Source organism: [Clostridium] aminophilum, from assembly GCF_900101295.1.
Classification (GTDB): Bacteria; Bacillota; Clostridia; order Lachnospirales; family Lachnospiraceae; genus Clostridium_R; species Clostridium_R aminophilum_A.
The window spans coordinates 25,694-48,889 of the sequence record NZ_FOIL01000022.1; the positions used below are offsets into that span (position 1 = coordinate 25,694).

A 23,196-nucleotide genomic window follows, 5' to 3' on the forward strand; every position below is an offset into this window, starting at 1 on the left:
GAGAGTGGTGAATAGAATGGATATCAAAGAATATAAAGGCGTATTCGTCTTCGCACAGCAGGTAGACAACAAACTCAGCAACATCGCTTTCGAGCTCGTTGGAAAGGGCAAATCCCTGGCAAATGACCTCGGCGAGACTGTTACAGCTGTTGTTGTAGGTTCCGGCGTTAAGGGACTTGCAGATCAGCTCGCAGAGTACGGCGCAGACAAGGTTATCGTTGTTGACGATCCGGCACTCAAAGAGTACAGAACCGAGCCGTACACACACGCTGTTTCTGAAGTAATCAATCACTTCAAGCCGGAGATCTTCCTCATCGGCGCTACAGCAATCGGCCGTGACCTTGGCCCGCGTGTTTGCGCACGTATCCACACAGGTCTTACCGCAGACTGCACAAAGCTCGATATCGGTGATTTCCCGATCAACGCTATCCCGGGCAAAGAGAATGAGCAGAAGCACAACCAGCTTCTTATGACTCGTCCGGCATTCGGCGGTAACACCATCGCAACCATCGCTTGCCCGGATTTCCGTCCGCAGATGGCAACCGTTCGTCCGGGTGTTATGCAGAAGCTTCCGAAGGAAGCTGGCCGCAAGTGCGAGGTTGAGGAGTTCAACCCGGGCTTCACAGAGAACAACATGTATGTTCAGATCATGGAAGTTGTTAAGAAGGTATCTGAGACTGTTGATATTCAGGACGCAAAGATCCTTGTATCCGGCGGTCGTGGTATGGGTACTCCGGAGAACTTCAAGATCCTTGACGAGCTTGCAGAGGTTCTTGGCGGAACTGTTTCCTGCTCCCGTGCAGTAGTAGATGCTGGCTGGAAGCCGAAGGATCTTCAGGTTGGACAGACCGGTAAGACAGTTCGTCCGCAGGTTTACTTTGCAATCGGTATCTCCGGTGCGATCCAGCATCTTGCTGGTATGGAGGAGTCTGACCTCATCATCGCAATCAACAAGGATGATACAGCTCCGATCTTCGACGTTGCTGACGTTGGTATCGTAGGCGACCTGAACAAGGTAGTTCCGATGCTTACTCAGAAGCTCAAAGAGGCTATGGCTGCAAACAACAACTAATAGCGAAAACCTGTATTTCAAGTCGAGACCGGCGCTGTGAATCCGGTATCAATTGAAGAATGATTCCGGCGGATCGAAAGCGGACCACACACCTGCGGACGGTCACCGGAACGGGTATATAAAAAGGGTCGCCCCGAATTATCGGGACGGCCCTTTTGCTGGCTTCTTATACAATCCATCCGCCGGTGAAGGGAATGATCTGGCCGGTCAGATAGGAACCCGCCGTTGCGATATGATATATGAATTCCCCCGCTTCATCCGCAGTGGCAAGACGGCCGGCCGGGATCTCCTCCTCCAGCTCATGAAGCGCATCGCCGTCCAGAAGTTCGGAGTTCATCTCGGTGTCAACACAGCCGAAGGCGACGGCATTTACCTGGATATTGCTCGGGGCAAGCTCCTTTGCCAATGCTTTTGTGAATGAATTGACAGCACCTTTTGCCGCGGAGTAGGCGACCTCACAGGATGCGCCGCTGATCCCCCACACGGAAGAAACATTGATGATCCGGCCCGAATGCTGCGACACCATGGAAGGCACCGCCTGTTGGCAGGTATTATAGACCGAGTAAAGATTCGTGTGCATCATCCGGTCCCATTCCGACGGAGACATATCCTGAAAAAGTCCGATCCAAGCGATGCCGGCATTATTGACCAGAACGTCGATATGACCGAACCGGGAGTGTATCTCCCCGAACAGGCGCTCGCAGTCTTCAAAGTTTCCGATATCGCCGGTAAACGACAGGCACGGAACGCCCATGGCTTCAATCTCAGACTGTACCTGCACAAGACGGTCTGTACTCCGAAGGCAGGTGATGACACACTGATATCCTTCATGGGCGAATTTCAGGGCCGCGGCTCTCCCGATTCCGCGGGATGCGCCGGTGATGAGTACGGTTCTATTCATAAAAAACTCCATTCCGCCGCTTTGAGACTGCGGCATAAACGTTGGGATTGTTCATTCAAAAGGATAAACATAGGAATTGATACATATGCCGAAGAAAACGGCAACCGATTCTATTGTAACATGAGGCCGCAAACCTGCGGCCGATGAAATGAAAGGACAAATCTTGTATCTGTTCGGAACCGGGATCCTGCCATAACATTTGTGTAATAAATCCGTAAGACAAATTTGACACAAAGCGGTGTAAGTGAAGGCTTATGAGTAGTATAATAAGGACAGTATGAAAAGGAAACGTTTGACCGGAGGAAAAGACTGGATGAAGAAATTCTTGAAATTAGTAGTGGCGACAGGTGCGATTCTGACGCTGATGCCGGCAAGTTTCAGTGCCGCGGCGGCGCAGAAGGTGCAGCCTCTTCCGGAGACCGTACAGACTGAAACCAATACCCTGCAGACTGCAGCACCGACGGTGAGTGTCGGAAGCGTAGCGGTTCCGCAGGTTCGCAATAATGTAAATGTCCGCGCAGAAGCGAATACGAGCAGCTCTGTTGTGGGAAAAATGAACAACGATATGAAAGCGGACATCCTTGAAACTGTAGAGGGCGAGGATGGAGAATGGTATAAGATTCAGACCGGTGACATCATCGGATATGTGAAAGCATCACTGTGTAAGACAGAATCGAAGACAGAAGCGAATACGGACTCAGCGTTGTCAGAAAAGCCGGCGGACAATGCGCAGACGTCGAAACCGGCCGCTGCAGCCGAGACGGAAAAACCGGTAGCGGAACAGACCTCAAATCCTGCTGTGACAGCTCCGGCGGAGCAGACCTCGAAGCCGGCGGCTACTGCGGATACGGAGAAAAAAGAAGAAACGGCAAAGGCAGAAAAACCGGCAGCTGTTTCCGAAACGTCCGATACAGCGAAGGTGAATGACGGAAAAAAGAAGGTGGCGAAAGTCGATGTCGCCGTCCTCAATGTCCGCAAGAGCGCTTCCATCGACAGTGAGAAACTGACTTCGGTGGAACGGGGAGAGACCTATGAGATTCTCGGTGAAGAGAATGAATTTACCAAGGTCAGAATCAGCGATTCCGTGATCGGATATGTGGCAACCGAGTATATCACGCTTGCTGACGCGGAGGAAGCTGCTCCGGCAAACAATACGGCGGAGAATACCTCTTCCGGGACGGCACCGGATTCTTCGAATTCGGAGAAGACCGGCAGCGACACCGCAAAGAACAGTGAAAAGACCACGGCTGAGAACGGCACAGCAAACGGTCCGGGAACCGGCGGAAGTTCTTTTGGAACCGGATCAGAAACGAACGATGAGGCATCGGACAATGCTGCAAAGCCGACCGATTCCGGGAAGGCAACCGGAACCAGAGCAGAGATTGTCGCCTATGCGAAACAGTTTGAAGGAAATCCGTATGTTTACGGCGGAACCAGCCTGACCAATGGCGCGGACTGCTCCGGATTTACCATGAGCATATATAAGCATTTCGGTATTTCCATTGGAAGAAGCTCCCGTGATCAGGCGGCAAACGGCAAGACAATCTCCATTTCGGATCTTCAGCCGGGCGACCTGATCTTCTACGGATCGAAGGGGTACATCAATCACGTTGCACTGTATATCGGTGGTGGTGAGATTATCCACGCGAGCACGGCGTCTACCGGAATCAAGATTTCCAACTATAACTACAAGACACCGGTAAAGGCAGTTACTTTCCTGAATTAAGTAAAACATATCCGTAATACAGAAGAATATGAAAACGAACGACAGATACTTTTGAACGAAAAAGCCGGAAGCATCTGTCGTTTTTTATATTTCACAGGAAAGTGCTCCGCATTTCCTGTGAAAAAAACGCTCCGCGGGGGTGCGCATGCCGCTGAAATAGAAAATGTCACCTTTCGGTGACCAGCGGCGTTGCACATCGTCCGTGGCGCTCCCTGCAAGATTGAGGGGATGGGGGCCGAAGTCCGCTTGCGGACTTTGATATAGGACGCCGGGCGGCATCTTATCTTTTTCGGTGATTTTTGATGCTTCGGATAAAGAGGAAAATGGAAACTTGTTGAAAATTAATGAAAAATAATTCCTTTTATTGAAAATAATTCATTAAATAGCTTGAGAAAATCCTCTCAATACGGTAAAATTTTTGTATAAAATACTTGGGAGGAAACAGTATGATTAAAGACGGCTTTGTTTACTTTTCAATTCTTGTCCTTTTTATGGGGATAATCGTGATGCTGCCCAAACTATGCAAGGGCAAGGGCGCACAGAAGTTTTTCGGTATCATACCGCCTGTCGTCATCATCTACGTGGGCTTTATGTTGTTGTGTTCCGTGAAACTCTGGGATCTGGAATCCACGTCCGGACTTTACAGCAGCATGAAAAATCCGATTCTCTATGCGATGGTATTTCTGATGTTACTCCGGTGCGACATGAAGAAAATTGTACGCCTCGGGCCGAGAATGCTGGTCGCGTTCTTCTGCGCAAGCATTTCCATCGGAATCGGTTTTGTTGTCAGCTATGCGGTGATGCATAATTTCCTGGGGCTCGAAGCATGGCGGCCGCTGGGCGCTCTCTGCGGAAGCTGGATGGGCGGAACCGGCAACATGCTGGCAATTCAGGCGGCGCTGCATGTCGATGAGGGCAACATGGTATACGCCCTGATCATGGACACCATCTGCTGCAACATTTACATTCCGTTCCTTCTGTGGGCGCTGACGAGAAATGAAGCCTTTAACCGCTGGACAAAGTCCGACACTCATCTGATCGATGAGGTTGGTGAGTCTCTCCGCAAGGCGACGGAGGCGAACAAGAAACCGCTCGTATGGCAGAACCTCGCATTTTTGCTCGGCCTTGGATTTGCAGTGTCTGCACTGGCGCAGTATGTCGGTGTATATCTGAATTCGATGATCCCGTTTTTTGACAAAGCGACATGGACGGTTCTTTTTGTCACGGTTCTCGGAACTGCACTTGCGGTGACTCCGCTCGGCAGTATGAAGGGGATTGAGGAACTCTCCAATCTTCTTCTTTATACGGTTATCGCGCTGATTGCATCCAGAGCAGACCTCGGCGGCGTGACCAACGGACACCTCTGGATTCTCACCGGATTTATGACCATGGCGATCCATGTTGTGGTTATGGTTGTGATGGCAAAACTCCTTCGCCTGGATATCTTCACCTGCGCGGTTGCCTCGGTGGCGAATATCGGAGGAACGGCGACAACGCCGGTTATCGCCGGATCCTACAATGACGCTCTTGTTCCGGTAGGTATCGTCATGGCCCTTCTGGGATATGTCATCGGTACCGGAGGAGGATTGGTTGTCGCCAATGCGATGAGTATATTTGGATAACGTGATCGAGCACTGAACTCATGGGGATTGCATGATATGTGGAACTCGCTGGAGTTCATGCTGCGTTTCAGATAACAATTTAATTCCGAAATTTGATCAGGCTCCGTAAGCAGGACCGGAAAACGGCGGTATCTGCTTGCGGAGTTTTTGCGCGGAGAACGTAACGAGCTGTCTGAGGGATCAAAGAGACAAAAAACTTCCTGCGTTAAAACAATAACGATATTTACCAAAAGGAAAAGAGGATTTGCGCCGATGAGTTGGTGAAAATGATGGGAAAACTGATCGTTTTGCTTGAACTAAACAGGAAATAATGATAAAATACTACCGTGAATAAACAAAATATGTGATGCAGAGACAGAGAGCAGCGTCAGAAAAAACCAAGGCCGGCAAGAAAAGGCTCTTTTTTCGGACCGCTGTTATTTTTTGTGTCAAGAAAGATTTTTTAGTGAATCGACCCGGGACATGCGAATGACCGCATCCCGATCGAATATAAAGGAGGAGAAAAAAATGAAGAAAATGGTAAAGGCAGCAAGCCTTGTTGCAACAGCAGCAATGGCAGCATCCCTCGCAGCATGCGGCGGCAGCTCCGCACAGACGACAACTGCAGCAGCGACCACAGCAGCGGCTGCGGAGTCAAAGGCAGAGGAATCCAAGGCGGACACAGCAGAGTCCAAGGCTGACGGTGCGGTTGATCTCAGCGGTGTGGATGCAAACTACAAACTGGAGCTCAAGCTCAGCCATGTATTTGCTCCGGATGAGGCCCTTACAAAGAACATGCAGGCAATTGCGGACTCCATCAAGGACAAGTCCAACGGAATGGTTGACATCCAGTGCTTCCCGCAGTCTCAGCTGCCGGTATATCAGGATGGCGTAGCACAGGTTGTTGCCGGTGCGAACTTCATTTCCGTAGAGGATCCGTCCTACCTCGGCGATTACGTTGCAGACTTCAACGTACTTGCAGGACCGATGCTGGTTACATCCTATGATCAGTTCGGCGCTCTTCTTGAGACAGACGAAGTAAAGGATATGTTCAAGAAGGCAGAGGAGAAGGGAATCAAGATCCTGAACATGGATTACATCTTCGGTTTCCGTTCCATGATGACCAACAAGGTGATCAAGACCCCGGACGATCTGAAGGGCATGAAGATCAGAACTCCGAAGTCCGAGCTCTATGTTAACACTCTGAATGCTATGGGTGCTACCGCAACTCCGATGGGATTTGCTGACACCATCGCGGCAGTACAGCAGGGCGTTGTTGACGGTCTTGAGGGTACCATCGATGCATACGGTTCCAACGGTTCCGCGGAAGTAGCAAAGAAGATGGCACTCACAAAGCATCTCCTGGGCGTATGCGGTGCTTACATCAACCCGAACGTATTCAACGGTATGCCGGAGCCGCTGCAGAAGCTGGTTCAGGATGAGTTCGATGCAGGCGCAAAGAACATGGTTAAGCAGGTATCCGAGAACGAAGAGGCTCAGAAGAAGAACCTTTCCGAGAAGTACGGTATCGAGTTCAACGATGTTGACGTCGATGCATTCAAGGCAACTCTTGCTCCGATCTACAAAGAGATGGAGACCAAGAAGGGCACAACTCCGGGTCTGTATGACAAGTTCCAGGAGTACATCAAGGACGTAAAGTAATCGCCCTGATGAAATGTAATACAATACGGAATTTTGAAAACGGCAAAGCTTAGAAATTCCCATGTATGTGCCGGCCTGGCACGGGGAGGAGGTGTCCCCTCCTCCCATTCTTTTACTGCAATATGTCCGGCGATGTGCGCGCCACCGATTTTGGCGTTTATTTGACGGAAACTGCGGTATTGGGCAGAACGGAAATTCCGCTGTCCGGTTTGAAATTTATGAATTAAGTGAATTAAGCACTTCCAGTTTGGAGAGCAACGGGTATGAAAAAATTTATTCGCGAAAATCCCGAGGAGTTTATCGCGGCGATCCTGATCGTCGTGACGACAAGCCTCGTTCTGTTAAATGTCTTCTTCCGGTATTTCCTGAACTCCGGTATCTACTGGAGTGAAGAAGTCGCGACGACGTGCTTCGTGTGGAGCGTGTTCGTCGGAGCGGCCGGAGCCTACCGCAACGGTGCGCAGCTCGGCATCGACCTCCTGGTCAATAAGCTTCCGGCTTCCGCATCCAGAGCGGTAAAACTGATCGTTCAGTGCATACTGCTTCTGATCAATGCATATGTTCTGTATCTTTCGATCACCTACGTGCAGCGCACTTACACCATCGCGACGTCGGTTCTTGCCGTGTCGAGCGCATGGGTCAGCTCTTCTCTGATTGTCGGATTCGGACTGACAACGGTCTATTCGCTGATGCACCTTGTCAACATGTTCCGCCGCACGGGAAAGGAGGCATAAGTATGGGATTTGCACCTCTTTTTATTGTACTGCTCCTGTACTTTACCGGAATTCCGATTGCGTACGCACTGTTCGGCGCAACCATGGTTTATTTCGGTTTCATGAACACCGGCTCGCCGGCGTATCTCATTCTTCAGAAATTTATCACCAGCGCGCAGTCATTTTCCCTTCTGGCGATTCCGTTCTTCGTTATGGCCGGATCCATCATGAACTACGCCGGTATTTCCAATAAACTGATGGCTTTTGCCGATGTGCTCACCGGACACATGCCGGGAGCGCTGGCGCAGGTCAATGTTCTTCTGTCCATGCTGATGGGCGGCGTTTCCGGTTCTGCGAACGCCGACGCGGCGATGGAGGCGAAAATGCTCGTCCCGGAGATGGAGCGCCGCGGTTATGACAGAGGTTTTTCCGCTGCGATCACGGCGGCGTCCTCTGCCGTCACACCGGTCATCCCGCCGGGCATCAACCTGATCATCTATGCGCTGATCGCAAATGTATCCGTCGGCAAAATGTTTATGGCCGGATATATTCCGGGCATCTTCATGGCGCTCTGCCTGATGGTGGTGGTTCACTTCATCTCCAAAAAGAGAGGATATATGCCGACAAGGGATAAAATTGCTTCTCCGCTGGAGATGGGAAAACAGGCACTTGACTCTATCTGGGCGATCTTCTTCCCCATCGGCATCATCGGCGGCATGAGAATCGGTATCTTCACTCCGTCGGAGTGCGGCGCCATCGCCGTTCTCTACTGTATCGTGGTTGGCGCGTTCATCTACCGCGAGCTGAAGCCGGCGCACATCGCCCCGATTCTTCAGGAAACCGTTGAAGGTACTGCCGGCGTTGTTCTGATCATTGTCGCGGCCAATGTATTCGGCCAGTACATGACATGGCAGGGCATTCCGGGCATGATCTCCAAGGCCCTTCTCGGTGTAACCTCCAACAAGTACGCAATGCTCCTGATCATCAACGCCATTCTTCTGGTAGTCGGCATGTTCATGGAAGGCGGTGCGGCCATGATTATTCTGGCGCCGCTCCTGATTCCGGTTGTCCGCACCATGGGCGTCGATCTGGTTCATTTCGGTCTGATTATTATTGTCAATATTATGATCGGCGGTCTGACGCCGCCGTTCGGATCGATGATGTTTACGGTCTGCAGCATCATCGACTGTCCGATTCCGGATTTCGTCAAAGAAGCTCTGCCGTTTATCGCGGCACTGATCGTGGCGCTGCTGATTGTTACCTACTTCCCGCCGCTGACACTGCTGATTCCGAACCTTGTCTTCGGAGCGTAAGGCGGATACGGATATGAGAAAATGAGTCCGTTCCGCGGTTTCGCGGAGCGGACTTTTGCGCAGAGCACTTAGCGAGGTATTACACGAATTTTGGCTTGTTTCCTGCGCAAATATAGTCTGGATTTTACCGGTGAACATCCGGGGGATTCGGATACAATAAAAGAAGGGAAAAATACACTTCAGGGGGAAAACGAAATGGCAAAAGGTGAGTACATCATGGCGCTTGACGCCGGAACGACAAGCAACCGCTGTATCATTTTCAACAAGCGAGGCGAGATGGTCAGCGTCGCGCAGCAGGAATTTCAGCAGCATTTCCCGAAGCCGGGCTGGGTGGAGCACAATGCGAATGCGATCTGGTCCACGATGCTCGGTGTCTGTGTCCAGGCAATGGCTAAAGTTGGAATCAATGCGGACGAGATCGCAGGCATCGGCATTACCAACCAGCGAGAGACCACCATCGTGTGGGAAAAAGAGACCGGCGAACCGATCTGCCGCGCGATTGTATGGCAGTGCCGCCGAACCGCGGAATACTGCGATCAGCTGAAGGCACAGGGCCTGACGGACATGATCCGGGAGAAGACCGGACTCGTCATCGACGCGTATTTTTCCGGCACAAAACTCAAATGGATTCTGGACAATGTGCCGGGGGCGCGGGAGAGCGCAGAGCGGGGAGAACTCCTCTTCGGAACGGTCGAGACCTGGCTGATCTGGAAACTGACCAAGGGGAAAGTGCATGTGACAGATTACTCCAATGCGAGCCGTACTATGCTGTTCAATATCAACACTCTGGAGTGGGACGATGAGATCTTAAAGATTCTCGGCATTCCGAAATGTATGCTTCCGGAAGTCAAGCCGTCCAGCTGCGTTTACGGCATGACCGATCCGAGCGTGCTCGGGGGAGAGATTCCGATCGCCGGCGCGGCGGGAGACCAGCAGGCGGCACTGTTCGGACAGACTTGCTTTAAGCCGGGCGAGGCGAAATCCACCTACGGAACCGGCGGTTTCCTTCTGATGAATACCGGAGAGAAGCCCGTATTCTCGAAGAACGGTCTGGTCACGACCATCGCGTGGGGCATCGACGGCAAAGTCACCTATGCGCTGGAAGGATCCATCTTCATTGCCGGCGCGGCCATTCAGTGGCTTAGGGATGAGATGCACCTGATTGAGTCCTCTGCAGATTCCGAGTACATGGCGAAGAAAGTAAATGATACCAACGGCTGCTATGTTGTCCCGGCGTTTACGGGTCTTGGCGCGCCGCACTGGGATCAGTACGCGAGGGGAACCATTGTCGGCATCACCCGCGGCGTCAACAAATACCATATCATCCGCGCGACGCTGGAATCTCTGGCATTTCAGGTCAATGATGTCCTTCAGGCGATGAAGCAGGATTCCGGCATCGACCTCAAAGCACTGAAAGTGGACGGCGGTGCATCCCTGAACAACCTTCTGATGCAGATGCAGGCAGATCTCATCCGTGTTCCGGTCAACCGTCCGCAGTGCGTGGAGACCACGGCGCTGGGCGCTTCCTATCTTGCCGGTCTTGCGGTCGGATACTGGAAGAGCATGGACGATGTGGTCCGCAACTGGAGTATTGATAAGACCTTTGAACCGGAGATTACCGAAGATGTGTGCTCGGAAAAGATCCGTATGTGGAATAAAGCGGTCAAGTATGCCTATGGCTGGGCCAAAGAGGACTGAGAGATCCGGAAAAACGGCGGAAGCGGCTGCTCATCCGGAAAGGGCAGCCGCATGACGACTGAATGATATAATTGTGTAATAAAAAATGGATTTATAATCAATGTGCTGTCGCATCCGTTGCTCCATCAACCGGTGCGCGGCACATTTTCGGATTTCAGAAAAAGGATCTGCGGCATTATAAAAAGGGACAGTCATACCAAAAGGGACAGCCACACCAACTTGTGTCGGTGCGGCTGTCCCTTTCCGCTTGCGCGGTCATATGATTATGATGGATTTGCAATCTGGATGTCTTATGCGAGCTCCGGCTCGATGAGTCCGTAGGAGCCGTTCTTTCTCTTATATACGACATTTACCTCATCTGTGTCCGCATTCAGGAATACGAAGAAGTTGTGTCCGAGGAGTTCCATCTGTACACATGCCTCCTCCGGGTCCATGGGCTTGATCGCGAATTTCTTCATCTTCTCGATGTGAACCTCTTCCTCGCCGGTCTCCTCTTCATTGATGTACAGGTCGGAGAAGGAAACTGCGGACTGCTTCTTATCGACGATCTTCGATTTATATCTCTTGAGCTGGCGCTCAATGATCTCTTCTACAAGATCGATGGAAACATACATATCATCGCTGACCTGCTCGGCACGGATGATGGTTCCCTTAACCGGGATGGTAACCTCGATCTTCTGGCGATCTTTCTCAACACTTAAGGTAACGACTGCCTCAGTGTCTTCGTTGAAATACTTTTCGAGCTTGCCGATCTTTTTGATTACATCAGCTCTGAGTCCAGGTGTGACATTGATGTTTTTTCCGGTGATGGTATAACGCATAGACATCGCTCCTTTACTTTATGATGTGATTCACATCATTTAATCATCTTTAACGAGGACGGATCGGGAATCCCTTCCGGTTCCGCTTCGTTTGGTATCTGTAGTTTATCACATTTATAGAAAAAAGACAATAGAAAATGTAAATTGTCAAAAAACTTAATATTATTGAACAAACTCGACTGTCGTTACCGCGGAAACACTGTAAAAATAAGGATTTGCGGCACTTTTTTCTTTCACGGTGCAAGGTAAAAAAGATGGGATTTGTCAAGGGGAGATCACGTTTATAAGCACAATAAACGGAAGTTTATGAGAAATTCACAAAATTTTTAGAAATGAGTATTCCCTCCACAAAAGGGGGGCGGTGCGTAACAAAAGTGTGGATAAAGTGGATAACTTTGTGCATAAGTCAAAAATGTTGTAAATACGCGATTTGGGGAAAAGGATGGTTATCCACCGAAAATGCGTTCTATACTGTGGATAAAGTGGATAACTCTGAAACGCATCGTGGATTTTGTACATTTTGCAGAAAATGATGCCGGAGAAAAAAAACTCTTGACGAAATGGCGGTGGTTGCGTTACCCGCGCGCGTCCGCAACGGTACCGGAAAAGACCGCATATATGTAAACTTTTTATGAATCCATTGATTACCGCGGCTTCGAGTGCTAAAATTACTAAGATTGTGTAACTGTCACTATATTGGAAACGTGTGCGTTTCTGTGGATTGAAAGAATACGTTTGAAGGGAGATGTTCAGACCCTGACCGGCGGTTCCATGAGACAGGGAGACCTGCCTGTAGAATCAGCGGGATAAGGTTTGAAGGCAGACTTTTAAACTATACTTGCGGCTCTGATACGAGCCCGGATAAATCTGGCTCGGGCCAGAGCCTGGAGGTTAAAAATATGAATCTGGTAGAAAAACTGTTTGGAACACACAGCGAGCGCGAGCTGAAGCTGATCCAGCCGGTCATCCGGCAGATCCTTGATCTGCAGCCGACCATGCAGGCGATGTCCGACGAAGAACTGAAGGCGCAGACTCCGAAGTTTAAGGAGAGACTGGCGCAGGGCGAGACATTGGATGATATTCTTCCGGAAGCATTTGCCACGGTCAGAGAAGCCGCAAAGCGTTCGGTCGGAATGGAACATTTCCCGGTACAGCTGATCGGTGGTATGGTTCTTCATCAGGGCCGTATCGCGGAGATGAGAACCGGTGAAGGTAAGACTCTGGTATCCACCTGTCCGGCGTACCTGAATGCGCTGGAAGGAAAGGGCGTCTTCATCGTAACGGTCAACGATTACCTGGCGAAGCGTGACGCGGAGTGGATGGGACAGATCCATCAGTGGCTGGGCCTGACCGTCGGCGTCGTTCTGAATGAGATGAAGCCGGAGGAGAGACGGGCGGCTTATAACTGCGACATTACGTATGTAACAAACAATGAGCTTGGATTTGACTATCTGAGAGACAATATGGCGATCTACAAGGAGCAGCTTGTTCTGAGAGATCTCCATTACTGCATCATCGATGAGGTCGATTCGGTTCTGATCGATGAGGCGAGAACCCCGCTTATCATTTCCGGACAGAGCGGAAAGTCCACCAAGCTCTATGAGGTATGCGACGCATTTGCCCGCACCCTTCAGAGAGGTGAGGAATCTGCGGAGTTCTCCAAGATGGCGGCCATCATGGGTGAGGAGATTACCGAGACCGGTGACTTCATCATCAATGAAAAGGACAAGGTTGCAAACCTGACCGAACAGGGTGTGCACAAGGTGGAGCAGTATTTCCATATCAATAACCTTGCCGATCCGGAAAATCTTGAGATCGAGCACAACATGATTCTGGCGCTGCGCGCAAACTACCTCATGGAGCGCGACAAGGATTACGTGGTAAAAGACGACGAGATCCTGATTGTCGACGAGTTCACCGGTCGTATCATGCCGGGACGCCGCTACAGCGACGGCCTCCATCAGGCGATCGAGGCGAAAGAGCATGTAAAGGTTCGTCGTGAGTCCAAGACACTGGCAACCATCACCTTCCAGAACTTCTTCAACAAGTTCGACAAGAAGGGCGGTATGACCGGTACGGCGCAGACCGAGGAAAAAGAGTTCCGGAACATTTACGGCATGGACGTTATCCAGATTCCGACCAACCGTCCGGTACAGCGTATCGACCACGAGGATGCGGTATACAAGTCCAAGAAAGAAAAATTTGAGGCGGTTGTCGACGATGTTGTCCGCACCCACGAGACTGGTCAGCCGGTTCTGGTCGGCACCATCACCATCGAGACATCCGAGCTTCTCTCCAGAATGCTGAAGAAGAGAGGCATTGCCCATAAAGTTCTGAATGCGAAGTATCATGAGCTGGAGGCGCAGATCGTCGCCGATGCCGGAATCCATGGCGCGGTTACCATCGCGACCAACATGGCCGGCCGAGGAACCGATATCAAGCTGGACGACGAGTCGCTGAAGCTCGGCGGTCTGAAGATCATCGGTACCGAGAGACATGAGTCCAGACGTATCGATAACCAGCTCCGCGGACGTGCGGGACGTCAGGGCGACCCGGGTGAGTCCATTTTCTACCTCTCCCTGGAAGATGACCTGATGAGACTGTTCGGCTCCGAGAAGCTGATGAGCATGTTCACCGCCATGGGCGTGCCGGAAGGCGAGCAGATCCAGCACAAGATGCTGTCCAAGGCCATCGAGAACGCACAGAAGAAGATCGAGACCAACAACTACGGAATCCGTGAGAACCTCCTCAAGTACGATGAGGTTATGAATGAGCAGCGTGAAGCGATCTATGCGGAGCGCCGCAAGGTTCTGAACGGCGACAACATGCGCGACGTTGTCATGAGCATGATCAACGGCGTGGTGGAAAATGCGGTCGACATGTCCATTTCCGACGAGCAGGGCCCGGAGGACTGGAATCTCACCGAGCTGTCCACCCTGCTGTTGCCGATCATTCCGCTTCCGCCGATCCGTCTCACAGAGGATCAGCAGAATATGACCCGCGAAGAGCTCAAGCACATGCTCAAAGAGCAGGCAACCCGCCTTTACGAGGAGAAGGAGACCGAGTTCAATCCGGTCGACCGTCTGCGCGAGGTGGAGAGAGTCGTTCTGCTGAAGGTCATCGACGCAAAGTGGATGGACCACATCGACGACATGGATCAGCTGCGGGAAGGTATCGGCCTTCAGGCATACGGACAGAGAGACCCGCTTGTTGAATACAAGATGGCCGGCTATGATATGTTTGACAACATGATGGCAGCGGTTCGAGAGGACACTGTCCGTGTTTTGATGCACATCCGTGTAGAACAGAAAGTAGAGAGAGAACAGGCTGCGAAGATCACCGGAACCAACCGTGACGGTGAGACGATGCACACACCGGTCAAGAGAAAAGCGAGAAAGATCTATCCGAACGACCTGTGCCCGTGCGGCAGCGGCAAGAAGTTTAAACAGTGCCACGGAAAAGCGATTTTTGAGAGCATCGCAAGAGGCGAGAAACCGTCGCCGGAGGCACTGCAGAACGCAGCGATGGCTGCGTCTCAGGAGAAAGGAGGCAGCGCGAATGCTTGATCCCGTTGTACTGGATGGATTTAAGTCTACCCTCGGATCATACGACAGCACGCTTGCAGAGGTAAAAGATTCCCTGAATCTGGATGTTAAGAAGAAGAGAATCGCGGAGCTTGACAAAATGATGGAGGAGCCGGGGTTCTGGGATGATCCGGAGAAATCTGCGAAATATGTTCGCGAGAACAAGAGCCTGAAAGACTCCGTTGATACATATGCTAAGCTGGAGCAGCAGCACGAGGACATTGAGCTGATGATCGACATGGGCGCGGAGGAAGATGATCCGTCCCTTCTGGATGAGATCAGTGAGATGCTCGATGATTATACATCGACCATCGAATCTGTCCGTCTGTCCACACTGCTCACCGGCGAGTACGATCATGAGAATGCGATCGTGAAGCTGAATGCCGGTGCCGGCGGCACGGAGGCGATGGACTGGTGTTCCATGCTGTTCCGTATGTATCAGAGATGGGCGGAAAAACGCGGTTTCTCCGTCGACATTCTGGATTCTCTGGACGGCGATGAGGCGGGTCTTAAGTCTGTCACCATGCAGATCAACGGTGAAAATGCCTATGGCTTCATGAAGTCCGAGAAAGGCGTACACCGTCTCGTCCGCATTTCCCCGTTCAACGCAAATGCGAAGAGACAGACGTCCTTCGTATCCTGTGATGTCATGCCTGACATCGAGGAGGATATCGACATCGAGGTTCGCCCGGAGGATATCCGTATCGACACCTATCGTTCATCCGGTGCCGGCGGTCAGCATATCAACAAGACATCGTCCGCCATCCGAATCACGCATTATCCGACCGGTATCGTTGTTACCTGTCAGAATGAGCGTTCCCAGTTCCAGAACAAGGACAAGGCGATGCAGATGCTGAAGGCAAAGCTCCTGATGCTGAAACAGCAGGAAAATGAAGACAAGCTTTCCGATATTCGCGGCGAAGTAACGGACATCAACTTCGGAAGCCAGATCCGCTCTTACGTTATGCAGCCGTATCAGATGGTTAAGGATCTCCGCACCAATGCCGAGACCGGAAACATTTCGGCCGTGCTGGACGGGGATCTGGATCTGTTCATCAGCGAATATCTGAAGTGGATCAATCGATAATGAGATAATATGCGGGAGAGCTGTGGTTTCTGCGGAACCATGGCGGAACGCATATCAGTGGTATTTTATAAGTGACAAGTCCCGGGCGATGGCGCGCGGGATTTTGTCGTATTTACATCAGTCCGAAAAAGAGCGGCTGATGTAAACTGAACTTAGTCGAAAAAAGGAGGATATCCCATGATTCAGGCGGCAGTAATGGGCTTTGGCACGATCGGATCCGGTGTGGCGGAAGTACTTGACATCAACAGAGACGGCATTATTCAGGCGACCGGTCAGGAGATCGGTGTGAAATATATCCTGGATCTTCGGGAATTTCCGGACAGCCCCTACGGTGACAGGATCATCCATGATATTGAAGTGATCCTCAAAGATCCGGAGGTTCAGATCGTCGTCGAGACAATGGGCGGCGTTCATCCGGCGTTCGACTTTACCAAACGCTGTCTGGAGGCCGGAAAACATGTTGTCTCCTCCAACAAGGCAGTGGTGGATGCGAAGGGCACCGAACTGCTGGCCATTGCCCGCGAGCACCACGTGAACTATCTCTTTGAGGCGGCTGTCGGCGGCGGAATTCCGCTGATCCGACCGCTCACCACATCGCTGAAGGGGGAGACGATTCAGGAAATCAGCGGCATCCTGAACGGAACGACCAACTATATTCTGACGAAAATGAGCCGCGAGGGCCAGAGTTTTGCCCGGGCGCTTCTGACGGCGCAGGAACTCGGCTATGCCGAAAAGAATCCGGAGGCAGACGTGGAAGGCCATGATACCGGCCGGAAAATTGCCATTCTGACGGCTCTTGCAACAGGACAGGAAGTAAAGTTCGAAGACCTTCACGTGGAAGGAATCACCCATATCACCGCGGAGGACTTCCTCTATGCGAAAAAACTCGGCTTTTCGGTGAAACTTGTGGGCACCAGCCATATTGAAAAAGGAAAGGCCTGCGTGTATGTCTGCCCGGTGATGGTAGATGCCGACAACCCGCTGTACGGGGTAAATGATGTCTACAACGGTGTTGTGGTGGACGGAAAGACCGTGGGAAAAATCATGTTCTACGGTTCCGGCGCCGGAAAACTTCCGACGGCCAATGCGGTTGTCAGCGATCTTGTGGACATCGCAGGCCATTTGACGGAAAATGCGGCCTTCGGATGGAAGGAAGGAAAATTCCCGCTGAAGAGTTTCGAGACGGAAAAATTCCGTTATTATATCCGCATCTCGGGGGATCCGACCGAAGACATCGACGGCGTGAGAGCAGCCTTCGGTTCGGTGAAAGTGATCGAGGTTCCGGAACTTACCGGCGAATTTGCGGTTCTGACCGGCGAGATGGAAGAAGAGCGGTTTCAGAGAGTGTCCCCGGCGGTACGCGGCCTGATCTCATCGATCCGCGTGCGCTGAGAAACTCCAAAAACGATACGGAGGATCGGATACGCGGGCAGAACATTCTGCCTCATGTCTGAACCGGGAGAATATAATATGAAAATAATAGAAACAAACAGCCCGGAAGAGACCTACGAGCTCGGAAAAAAACTGGGAGAAGAGGCTCATGCCGGAGATGTATGGACGCTGGACGGAGATCTCGGTGTTGGAAAGACTGTTTTCACGCAGGGATTTGCGGCCGGGATCGGTGTCACCGAGCCGGTCAGCAGCCCGACCTTCACCATTGTCCAGGAATACCACGACGGTCGGATCCCGCTCTACCATTTTGATGTGTATCGCATCGAGGATCCGGATGAGATGGAGGAAATCGGATATGACGATTACTTCTTTGGAGATGGTGTCTGCCTGATCGAATGGGCGGATCAGGTCCGGGAGATTCTGCCGGATCATCTTCACCGCGTGACCATAGAAAAAAATCTGGAAAAAGGGTTTGACTACCGGAAAATTACGATAAGTGAGGAAGAATAAAGCAGTATGAAAGTTCTTGGGATTGAGTGCTCTTCGCTGACCGCGTCCGTTGCCGTAAGCGTCGACGGCGAGATGGCGGCGGAGTACACACTGAATCAGAAAAAAACACATTCGCAGACTATTCTGCCGATGATTGACCAGATGCTGGGACTTCTGGAGATGGAAGCCGCGGATCTGGACGGCATTGCGGTAGCAGCCGGGCCGGGATCCTTTACCGGACTCCGGATCGGCGCGGCGACGGCCAAGGGCATCGGTCTTGTGATAAAAAAACCGCTCATCAGCGTTCCGACAATGGACGCGATGGCGTTTGGGCTCTTTGGAGCAGATGGAATTCTCTGCCCGATGCTGGATGCCCGGAGAGGAAATGTATACACCGGGCTGTATGAGTACCGCGATGAATTCCGCGTGCTGAAAAAACAGTGTCTGAGCAGTGTCAAAGACCTGATCGCGGAACTGAACGCCTCGTCGGAAGGGAAGAGAGTTATTTTCTTCGGAGACGGCGCGGATGCAAACCGTGCTCTGATTGAGGAGACGGTGAAGGTTCCGTTTGCCTTTGCGCCGGCACCGTCCAACCGCCAGAGAGCCGCATCTGTGGCTGCACTGGGAGAACAGCTCCTTCTGGAAGGAAAGACCGTATCCGCTGCGGAATTTGCACCGGATTACCTCCGCAAATCTCAGGCGGAGCGTGAGCGCGACGTCGCGGAAAAACTCGGCGTCATGGATCAGCTTGCCGCCGGCATCGTTGTCCGCAACCCGGACGGCACCGATGCGTGAGGACGGGAAAAGAAGCAGAGATGCGATTATGCGGCAAAACCCCTGATCGGCTCCTGACCGGCGGAAAAGACAGCCGCATGGTGTCAACTGCGGGGGAGTTTGGCCGATCGCAGACGGAACAGAGAAGCTGCGGGCGGATAACCATGGAAAGGACAGAAAAATGGACCAGAACAGCACCGGACCGGAATATGAAATCCGCAGGATGAGGGCAGAGGATCTGCCCTCTGTTTCGGCTTTAGAGAAAACCTGCTTCACGGAGCCCTGGAGCGATGCGACGCTTCGGAGTATTCTGGAGAGCAGGCTCGATACCCTTTGGGTGCTGCTGTCACCCTGTACCGGGACGGATCCGGATTCTGCGGCGGACGGCCGAATCGGTGACGCATCGGATAATGCACCGGCACCGCAGATCATCGGATATCTCAATTACCGTGAAATTGCGGGTGAGGGAGAACTCGACCGCGTCTGCGTCCTGCCGGAATACCGCGGGCAGAGGCTCGGAGAAAAGCTTCTCGTCGTCATGCTGGAATACGCGAAAGACCGCGGCGTGGGCGATATCACGCTGGAAGTCCGCGCGGGCAATGAGCCGGCGAAGGGATTGTACGAAAAATACGGTTTCCGGACCGAGGGCGTCCGGAAAAATTATTACACGCATCCGACGGAGGATGCGCTGATCATGTGGAAACACGAATAGAATTGGAGAAATCAATATGTTAGATCTTTGTCTGCTCGGAACGGGCGGAATGATGCCGCTGCCGTACCGCTGGCTGACATCCCTTGTCTGCCGGTGCAACGGCAGCAGCCTTCTGATAGACTGCGGCGAGGGAACCCAGATTGCAATGCGCAAGCGGGGATGGACACCGAAACCGGTGGATGTCATTTTGTTCACGCATTATCACGCGGATCACATCAGCGGCCTTCCGGGCTTTTTGCTTTCGATGGCAAACAGCGACCGAACCGAGCCGCTGACCATGATCGGCCCCCGCGGTTTGGAGCGGGTGGTCAGTGCGCTGCGCGTCATTACACCGGAATTGCCGTTTAAGATCAAATACATTGAATTAAATGAACAACGGGAACATTTTTCCATCGGTCCCTATGAGATTGATGCCTTCCGTGTCAACCACAATGTAGTCTGCTACGGGTATTCCATCCGGATTCTGAGGAAGGGAAGATTTGACGCCGAGCGGGCGAAAGCACTGGATATTCCGCTGAAATTCTGGAATCCGCTGCAGAAGGGACAGACGATGACCGAAGGGGATAGGACCTACACCCCGGATATGGTTATGGGGCCGGACCGCAAGGGCATTCACATCACCTACTGCACTGACACCCGCCCGGTTCCGGTGATCGCAGAGTTTGCCGAGGGCGCGGATCTCTTTATCTGTGAGGGCATGTACGGCGAGAAGGAAAAGGCACAGAGCGCCCGGGAAAAGAAGCATATGACCATGCAGGAGGCGGCAAATCTGGCAAAAACGGCGCAACCGGCGGAAATGTGGCTGACGCATTACAGTCCGTCCCTCATTCATCCGGAAGAATTTGCGGATGAAATTAAGGAAATTTTCCCGCAGGCAAAGACTGCGCGCGACGGATGGACAAAGACCATCGACTTTGAAGAAGAGGAAACGGAAGATCATGAGAAAACACAGTGTTGATGAGGATGTATACATTCTTGCGATCGAGAGCTCCTGCGACGAGACCGCAGCGGCTGTTGTAAAAAACGGAAGAGAAGTTCTTTCGAATGTCATCTCCTCGCAGATTGCCCTGCATACGCAGTTTGGAGGCGTTGTGCCGGAGATTGCGTCGAGAAAACATATTGAAAAAGTAAATCAGGTTGTGGAAGAGGCGCTGGAAGAAGCGCACATGACACTGGACGGGATTACAGCGGTTGCGGTGACGTACGGTCCGGGTCTGGTCGGCGCGCTTTTGGTCGGCGTCGCTGCGGCGAAGGCCATCGCCTGGGCGGCAAAGAAGCCGCTTGTGCCGGTGCATCACATCGAGGGGCACGTGTCGGCAAACTTCATCGAGAACAAAGAACTGGAGCCGCCGTTTGTGTGCGAGATCATTTCCGGCGGACACACCCATCTTGTCATTGTCAAGGATTACGGTGAGTTCGAGATCATCGGACGGACCAGAGACGATGCGGCAGGTGAGGCATTTGATAAAGTGGCCCGCGCCGTCGGTCTCGGATACCCGGGCGGCCCGAAGGTTGACAAGGCGGCAAAGGACGGAGATCCGCATGCCTATGAGTTCCCGCGGGCGAAAGTCGGAGAGAATCCGTATGATTTCAGCTTCAGCGGACTCAAGAGCGCGGTGCTGAATGACATCAACCGCGCGAAGATGACCGGAGAGGAGATCTGCGTGCCGGATCTTGCGGCTTCCTTCCAGAATGCGGTGGTTGAGGCTCTGGTCAGCCGGGCGATTGCCGCATGCAAAGAATATCATTATGATCAGCTTGCCATCGCCGGCGGCGTTGCCAGCAACTCTGCACTCCGGGCGGGGATGGAAGAGGCATGCCGGGAGAACCATATCCGGTTCTACCGTCCGTCTCCGATTCTCTGCACCGACAATGCAGCCATGATCGGCGCGGCGGGTTACTATGAATATATCAACGGCGTTCGCGCAGGCTGGGATCTGAACGCGATTCCGAACCTGAAATTCGGCGAGCGCTGAGAAAGACGGAGCTGAAAAGAGAGGGCGGACTGTTCCTCACTCATAACGGGAGGCGTAAGAATGAGGACTGGAGCAATAATTCTGGCGGCAGGAACCGGAAGCCGGATGAAATCGGATGTCAAAAAACAGTTTATACCGGTGGGCGGGAAGCCGCTAATCTGGTATTCGCTGCAGCATTTTACGGAAGCGGGAGCCGATGACATTATCCTTGTGACGGGGGAGGATGACATTGAATACTGCCGTAAAATGGTGTCGGACTTTGGATTTGACCGGGTCCGCAAAGTGACGGCAGGCGGTAAGGAGCGGTATGATTCCGTCTACCGCGGTCTCTGCGCGCTGGAAGAGCAGGGCTACGGAGGAAAAGATATCGCTGCGATTCATGACGGTGCCCGACCGTTTGCCGATGCGGAGATCATCAGGAGAACATTTGCGGACGCAAGAAACTGCGGAACGTCCATTGCCGCCATGCCGTCAAAGGATACCATAAAGATCTCCCGGAAACTGGAAGACGGCACGTATGAGGCGGTCAGCACGCCGGACCGGAGCACCTGCTGGGTGATTCAGACACCGCAGACATTTTGCTTCGAACGGATCAAAAAAGCGTATGACGGGATCTATGCCGATCCGGAGCTGCAGGCCGGCGTGACGGATGATGCCATGGTCATGGAACGGGTACTGGGCGTGAAATGCCGTCTGACCGAAGGTTCCTATCGGAATATAAAAGTGACCACGCCAGAGGATCTGATGATCGCCGCGGCTTTTCTGCGCGCTGAGGAATGATCCGTGAGACAGGAAGATAATAAGAGAAGCGGAATAAGAGCACCAGGACGATGGAAGACAATCGGGAGGACTATATATAGAGGTGAGACGCATTCTTGCACAAATTGTTGTGGTTGTGAAAACAATTGCAAAATAATCCTCAAAAAAATCAAAATAGTCGTTGACACGATGAACCGACAGTGATAATATAAGGGACGTCGCTGAAAACCACAGGCCAAACGGCCCGGGGGCTGCAGGACGAAAGTGAACAGAGTGTGAGCTCTAACGCCCAGGAAACTTAAAAAAGTCCTTGACAAAAGGTTCACTGCCTTGTATAATGGCAAAGCACGTTTGGAGAGATATCGAAGCGGTCATAACGAGGCGGTCTTGAAAACCGTTTGTCCGAAAGGGCGCGTGGGTTCGAATCCCACTCTCTCCGCTTTACATAATCGAATATTCCAATCGATTCAAGCACTGCAGAAGTACCCAAGTGGTTGAAGGGGCTCCCCTGGAAAGGGAGTAGGTCGTTAGTAGCGGCGCGAGGGTTCAAATCCCTCCTTCTGCGTGACCTCTTCGGAGGTCGGAACATTGAAAACTGAACAGTATATAAAACCCTGAAAATTCCAAGAACAAAGGCCGATAAGGTAGAGGCCTGAAGTTCGAGAGATTTTCAAGAACAAAACCTTAAACAGTAATAACGGTTAAGAATAAGCCAAGCTTAAGTCTAAACCGGATCCAACTTTTAACGAGAGAGTTCGATCCTGGCTCAGGATGAACGCTGGCGGCGTGCCTAACACATGCAAGTCGAACGGAAATTACAGAAGGAAGTTTTCGGATGGAATTTTGTAATTTTAGTGGCGGACGGGTGAGTAACACGTGGGTAACCTGCCCTGTACCGGGGGATAACAGTTGGAAA

General features: G+C 52.1%; 18 protein-coding genes, 2 tRNA genes and 1 rRNA gene. 19 read left to right on the forward strand and 2 right to left on the reverse strand.

All coding sequences use genetic code 11. The features are described from left to right. Positions 1 to 16: 16 nt before the first annotated feature. Complete coding sequence (locus BMW41_RS07325) at positions 17 to 1,072, forward strand: electron transfer flavoprotein subunit alpha/FixB family protein (protein WP_074649529.1); 1,056 nt, start codon at positions 17 to 19, stop codon at positions 1,070 to 1,072. A 166-nt stretch (positions 1,073 to 1,238) separates the two neighbouring features. Here the strand turns inward: BMW41_RS07325 and ymfI are convergent, their stop codons facing one another. Continuing rightward, a complete protein-coding gene (gene ymfI / locus BMW41_RS07330) occupies positions 1,239 to 1,973 on the reverse strand; it encodes an elongation factor P 5-aminopentanone reductase (RefSeq protein WP_074649547.1) in 735 nt (244 codons plus the stop codon). 313 nt (positions 1,974 to 2,286) lie between these two features. On the opposite strand from ymfI, the gene BMW41_RS07335 reads away from it, so the two are divergent. The 6 genes from BMW41_RS07335 to glpK all read left to right on the forward strand — a co-directional run bounded on the left by BMW41_RS07335 (position 2,287) and on the right by glpK (position 10,686). After that, entirely contained in the window at positions 2,287 to 3,699 is a 1,413-nt protein-coding gene (locus BMW41_RS07335) for a C40 family peptidase (protein ID WP_177171190.1), read from the forward strand. A 446-nt stretch (positions 3,700 to 4,145) separates the two neighbouring features. After that, positions 4,146 to 5,321 carry a DUF819 family protein gene (locus BMW41_RS07340; RefSeq protein WP_074649531.1) on the forward strand — a complete coding sequence of 392 codons (1,176 nt, stop codon included), beginning with the start codon at positions 4,146 to 4,148 and terminating at the stop codon, positions 5,319 to 5,321. A 507-nt stretch (positions 5,322 to 5,828) separates the two neighbouring features. Then, a complete protein-coding gene (locus tag BMW41_RS07345; RefSeq protein ID WP_074649532.1) occupies positions 5,829 to 6,962 on the forward strand; it encodes a C4-dicarboxylate TRAP transporter substrate-binding protein in 1,134 nt (377 codons plus the stop codon). 263 nt (positions 6,963 to 7,225) lie between these two features. Then, the gene (locus BMW41_RS07350; protein ID WP_074649533.1) at positions 7,226 to 7,696 is read left to right on the forward strand and encodes a TRAP transporter small permease; all 471 of its coding nucleotides are present in this window, start codon (positions 7,226 to 7,228) and stop codon (positions 7,694 to 7,696) included. 2 nt (positions 7,697 to 7,698) lie between these two features. Further along, complete coding sequence (locus tag BMW41_RS07355) at positions 7,699 to 8,988, forward strand: TRAP transporter large permease (RefSeq protein WP_074649534.1); 1,290 nt, start codon at positions 7,699 to 7,701, stop codon at positions 8,986 to 8,988. 195 nt (positions 8,989 to 9,183) lie between these two features. Next, positions 9,184 to 10,686, forward strand: coding sequence for a glycerol kinase GlpK (gene glpK, locus BMW41_RS07360; protein WP_074649535.1), 1,503 nt, complete (start codon positions 9,184 to 9,186; stop codon positions 10,684 to 10,686). A 290-nt stretch (positions 10,687 to 10,976) separates the two neighbouring features. On the opposite strand, the gene hpf is transcribed toward glpK, so the two are convergent. After that, positions 10,977 to 11,507 carry a ribosome hibernation-promoting factor, HPF/YfiA family gene (gene hpf / locus BMW41_RS07365; protein ID WP_074649536.1) on the reverse strand — a complete coding sequence of 177 codons (531 nt, stop codon included), beginning with the start codon at positions 11,505 to 11,507 and terminating at the stop codon, positions 10,977 to 10,979. An 899-nt stretch (positions 11,508 to 12,406) separates the two neighbouring features. Here hpf and secA point away from each other — a divergent pair. From secA to BMW41_RS07425, 12 genes are all read left to right on the forward strand, one after another. Then, positions 12,407 to 15,073 (forward strand): preprotein translocase subunit SecA, encoded by a 2,667-nt coding sequence (secA, locus tag BMW41_RS07370; protein WP_083378828.1) that lies wholly within the window; start codon positions 12,407 to 12,409, stop codon positions 15,071 to 15,073. Beyond that, positions 15,066 to 16,178: a peptide chain release factor 2 gene (prfB, locus tag BMW41_RS07375; protein WP_074649537.1), complete on the forward strand. Its 1,113-nt coding sequence runs from the start codon at positions 15,066 to 15,068 to the stop codon at positions 16,176 to 16,178. The genes secA and prfB overlap by 8 nt, the downstream gene beginning before the upstream one ends. 177 nt (positions 16,179 to 16,355) lie before the next feature. After that, complete coding sequence (locus BMW41_RS07380; protein WP_074649538.1) at positions 16,356 to 17,570, forward strand: homoserine dehydrogenase; 1,215 nt, start codon at positions 16,356 to 16,358, stop codon at positions 17,568 to 17,570. A 78-nt stretch (positions 17,571 to 17,648) separates the two neighbouring features. Next, positions 17,649 to 18,080 carry a tRNA (adenosine(37)-N6)-threonylcarbamoyltransferase complex ATPase subunit type 1 TsaE gene (gene tsaE, locus BMW41_RS07385; RefSeq protein ID WP_074649548.1) on the forward strand — a complete coding sequence of 144 codons (432 nt, stop codon included), beginning with the start codon at positions 17,649 to 17,651 and terminating at the stop codon, positions 18,078 to 18,080. A 6-nt stretch (positions 18,081 to 18,086) separates the two neighbouring features. Continuing rightward, positions 18,087 to 18,854, forward strand: coding sequence for a tRNA (adenosine(37)-N6)-threonylcarbamoyltransferase complex dimerization subunit type 1 TsaB (gene tsaB / locus BMW41_RS07390; RefSeq protein WP_074649539.1), 768 nt, complete (start codon positions 18,087 to 18,089; stop codon positions 18,852 to 18,854). 160 nt (positions 18,855 to 19,014) lie between these two features. Next, the gene (rimI, locus tag BMW41_RS07395; RefSeq protein ID WP_074649540.1) at positions 19,015 to 19,545 is read left to right on the forward strand and encodes a ribosomal protein S18-alanine N-acetyltransferase; all 531 of its coding nucleotides are present in this window, start codon (positions 19,015 to 19,017) and stop codon (positions 19,543 to 19,545) included. A 16-nt stretch (positions 19,546 to 19,561) separates the two neighbouring features. Continuing rightward, a complete protein-coding gene (locus BMW41_RS07400) occupies positions 19,562 to 20,503 on the forward strand; it encodes a ribonuclease Z (protein WP_074649541.1) in 942 nt (313 codons plus the stop codon). Next, the gene (gene tsaD, locus BMW41_RS07405) at positions 20,484 to 21,521 is read left to right on the forward strand and encodes a tRNA (adenosine(37)-N6)-threonylcarbamoyltransferase complex transferase subunit TsaD (protein WP_074649542.1); all 1,038 of its coding nucleotides are present in this window, start codon (positions 20,484 to 20,486) and stop codon (positions 21,519 to 21,521) included. The genes BMW41_RS07400 and tsaD overlap by 20 nt, the downstream gene beginning before the upstream one ends. A 60-nt stretch (positions 21,522 to 21,581) precedes the next feature. After that, entirely contained in the window at positions 21,582 to 22,301 is a 720-nt protein-coding gene (gene ispD / locus BMW41_RS07410) for a 2-C-methyl-D-erythritol 4-phosphate cytidylyltransferase (RefSeq protein ID WP_074649543.1), read from the forward strand. 332 nt (positions 22,302 to 22,633) lie between these two features. Further along, a tRNA-Ser gene (locus BMW41_RS07415) sits at positions 22,634 to 22,719 on the forward strand. Positions 22,720 to 22,756: 37 nt separating this feature from the next. Then, positions 22,757 to 22,845, forward strand: a tRNA-Ser gene (locus BMW41_RS07420). 178 nt (positions 22,846 to 23,023) lie between these two features. Further along, positions 23,024 to 23,196, forward strand: a 16S ribosomal RNA gene (locus tag BMW41_RS07425); the annotation flags it as partial.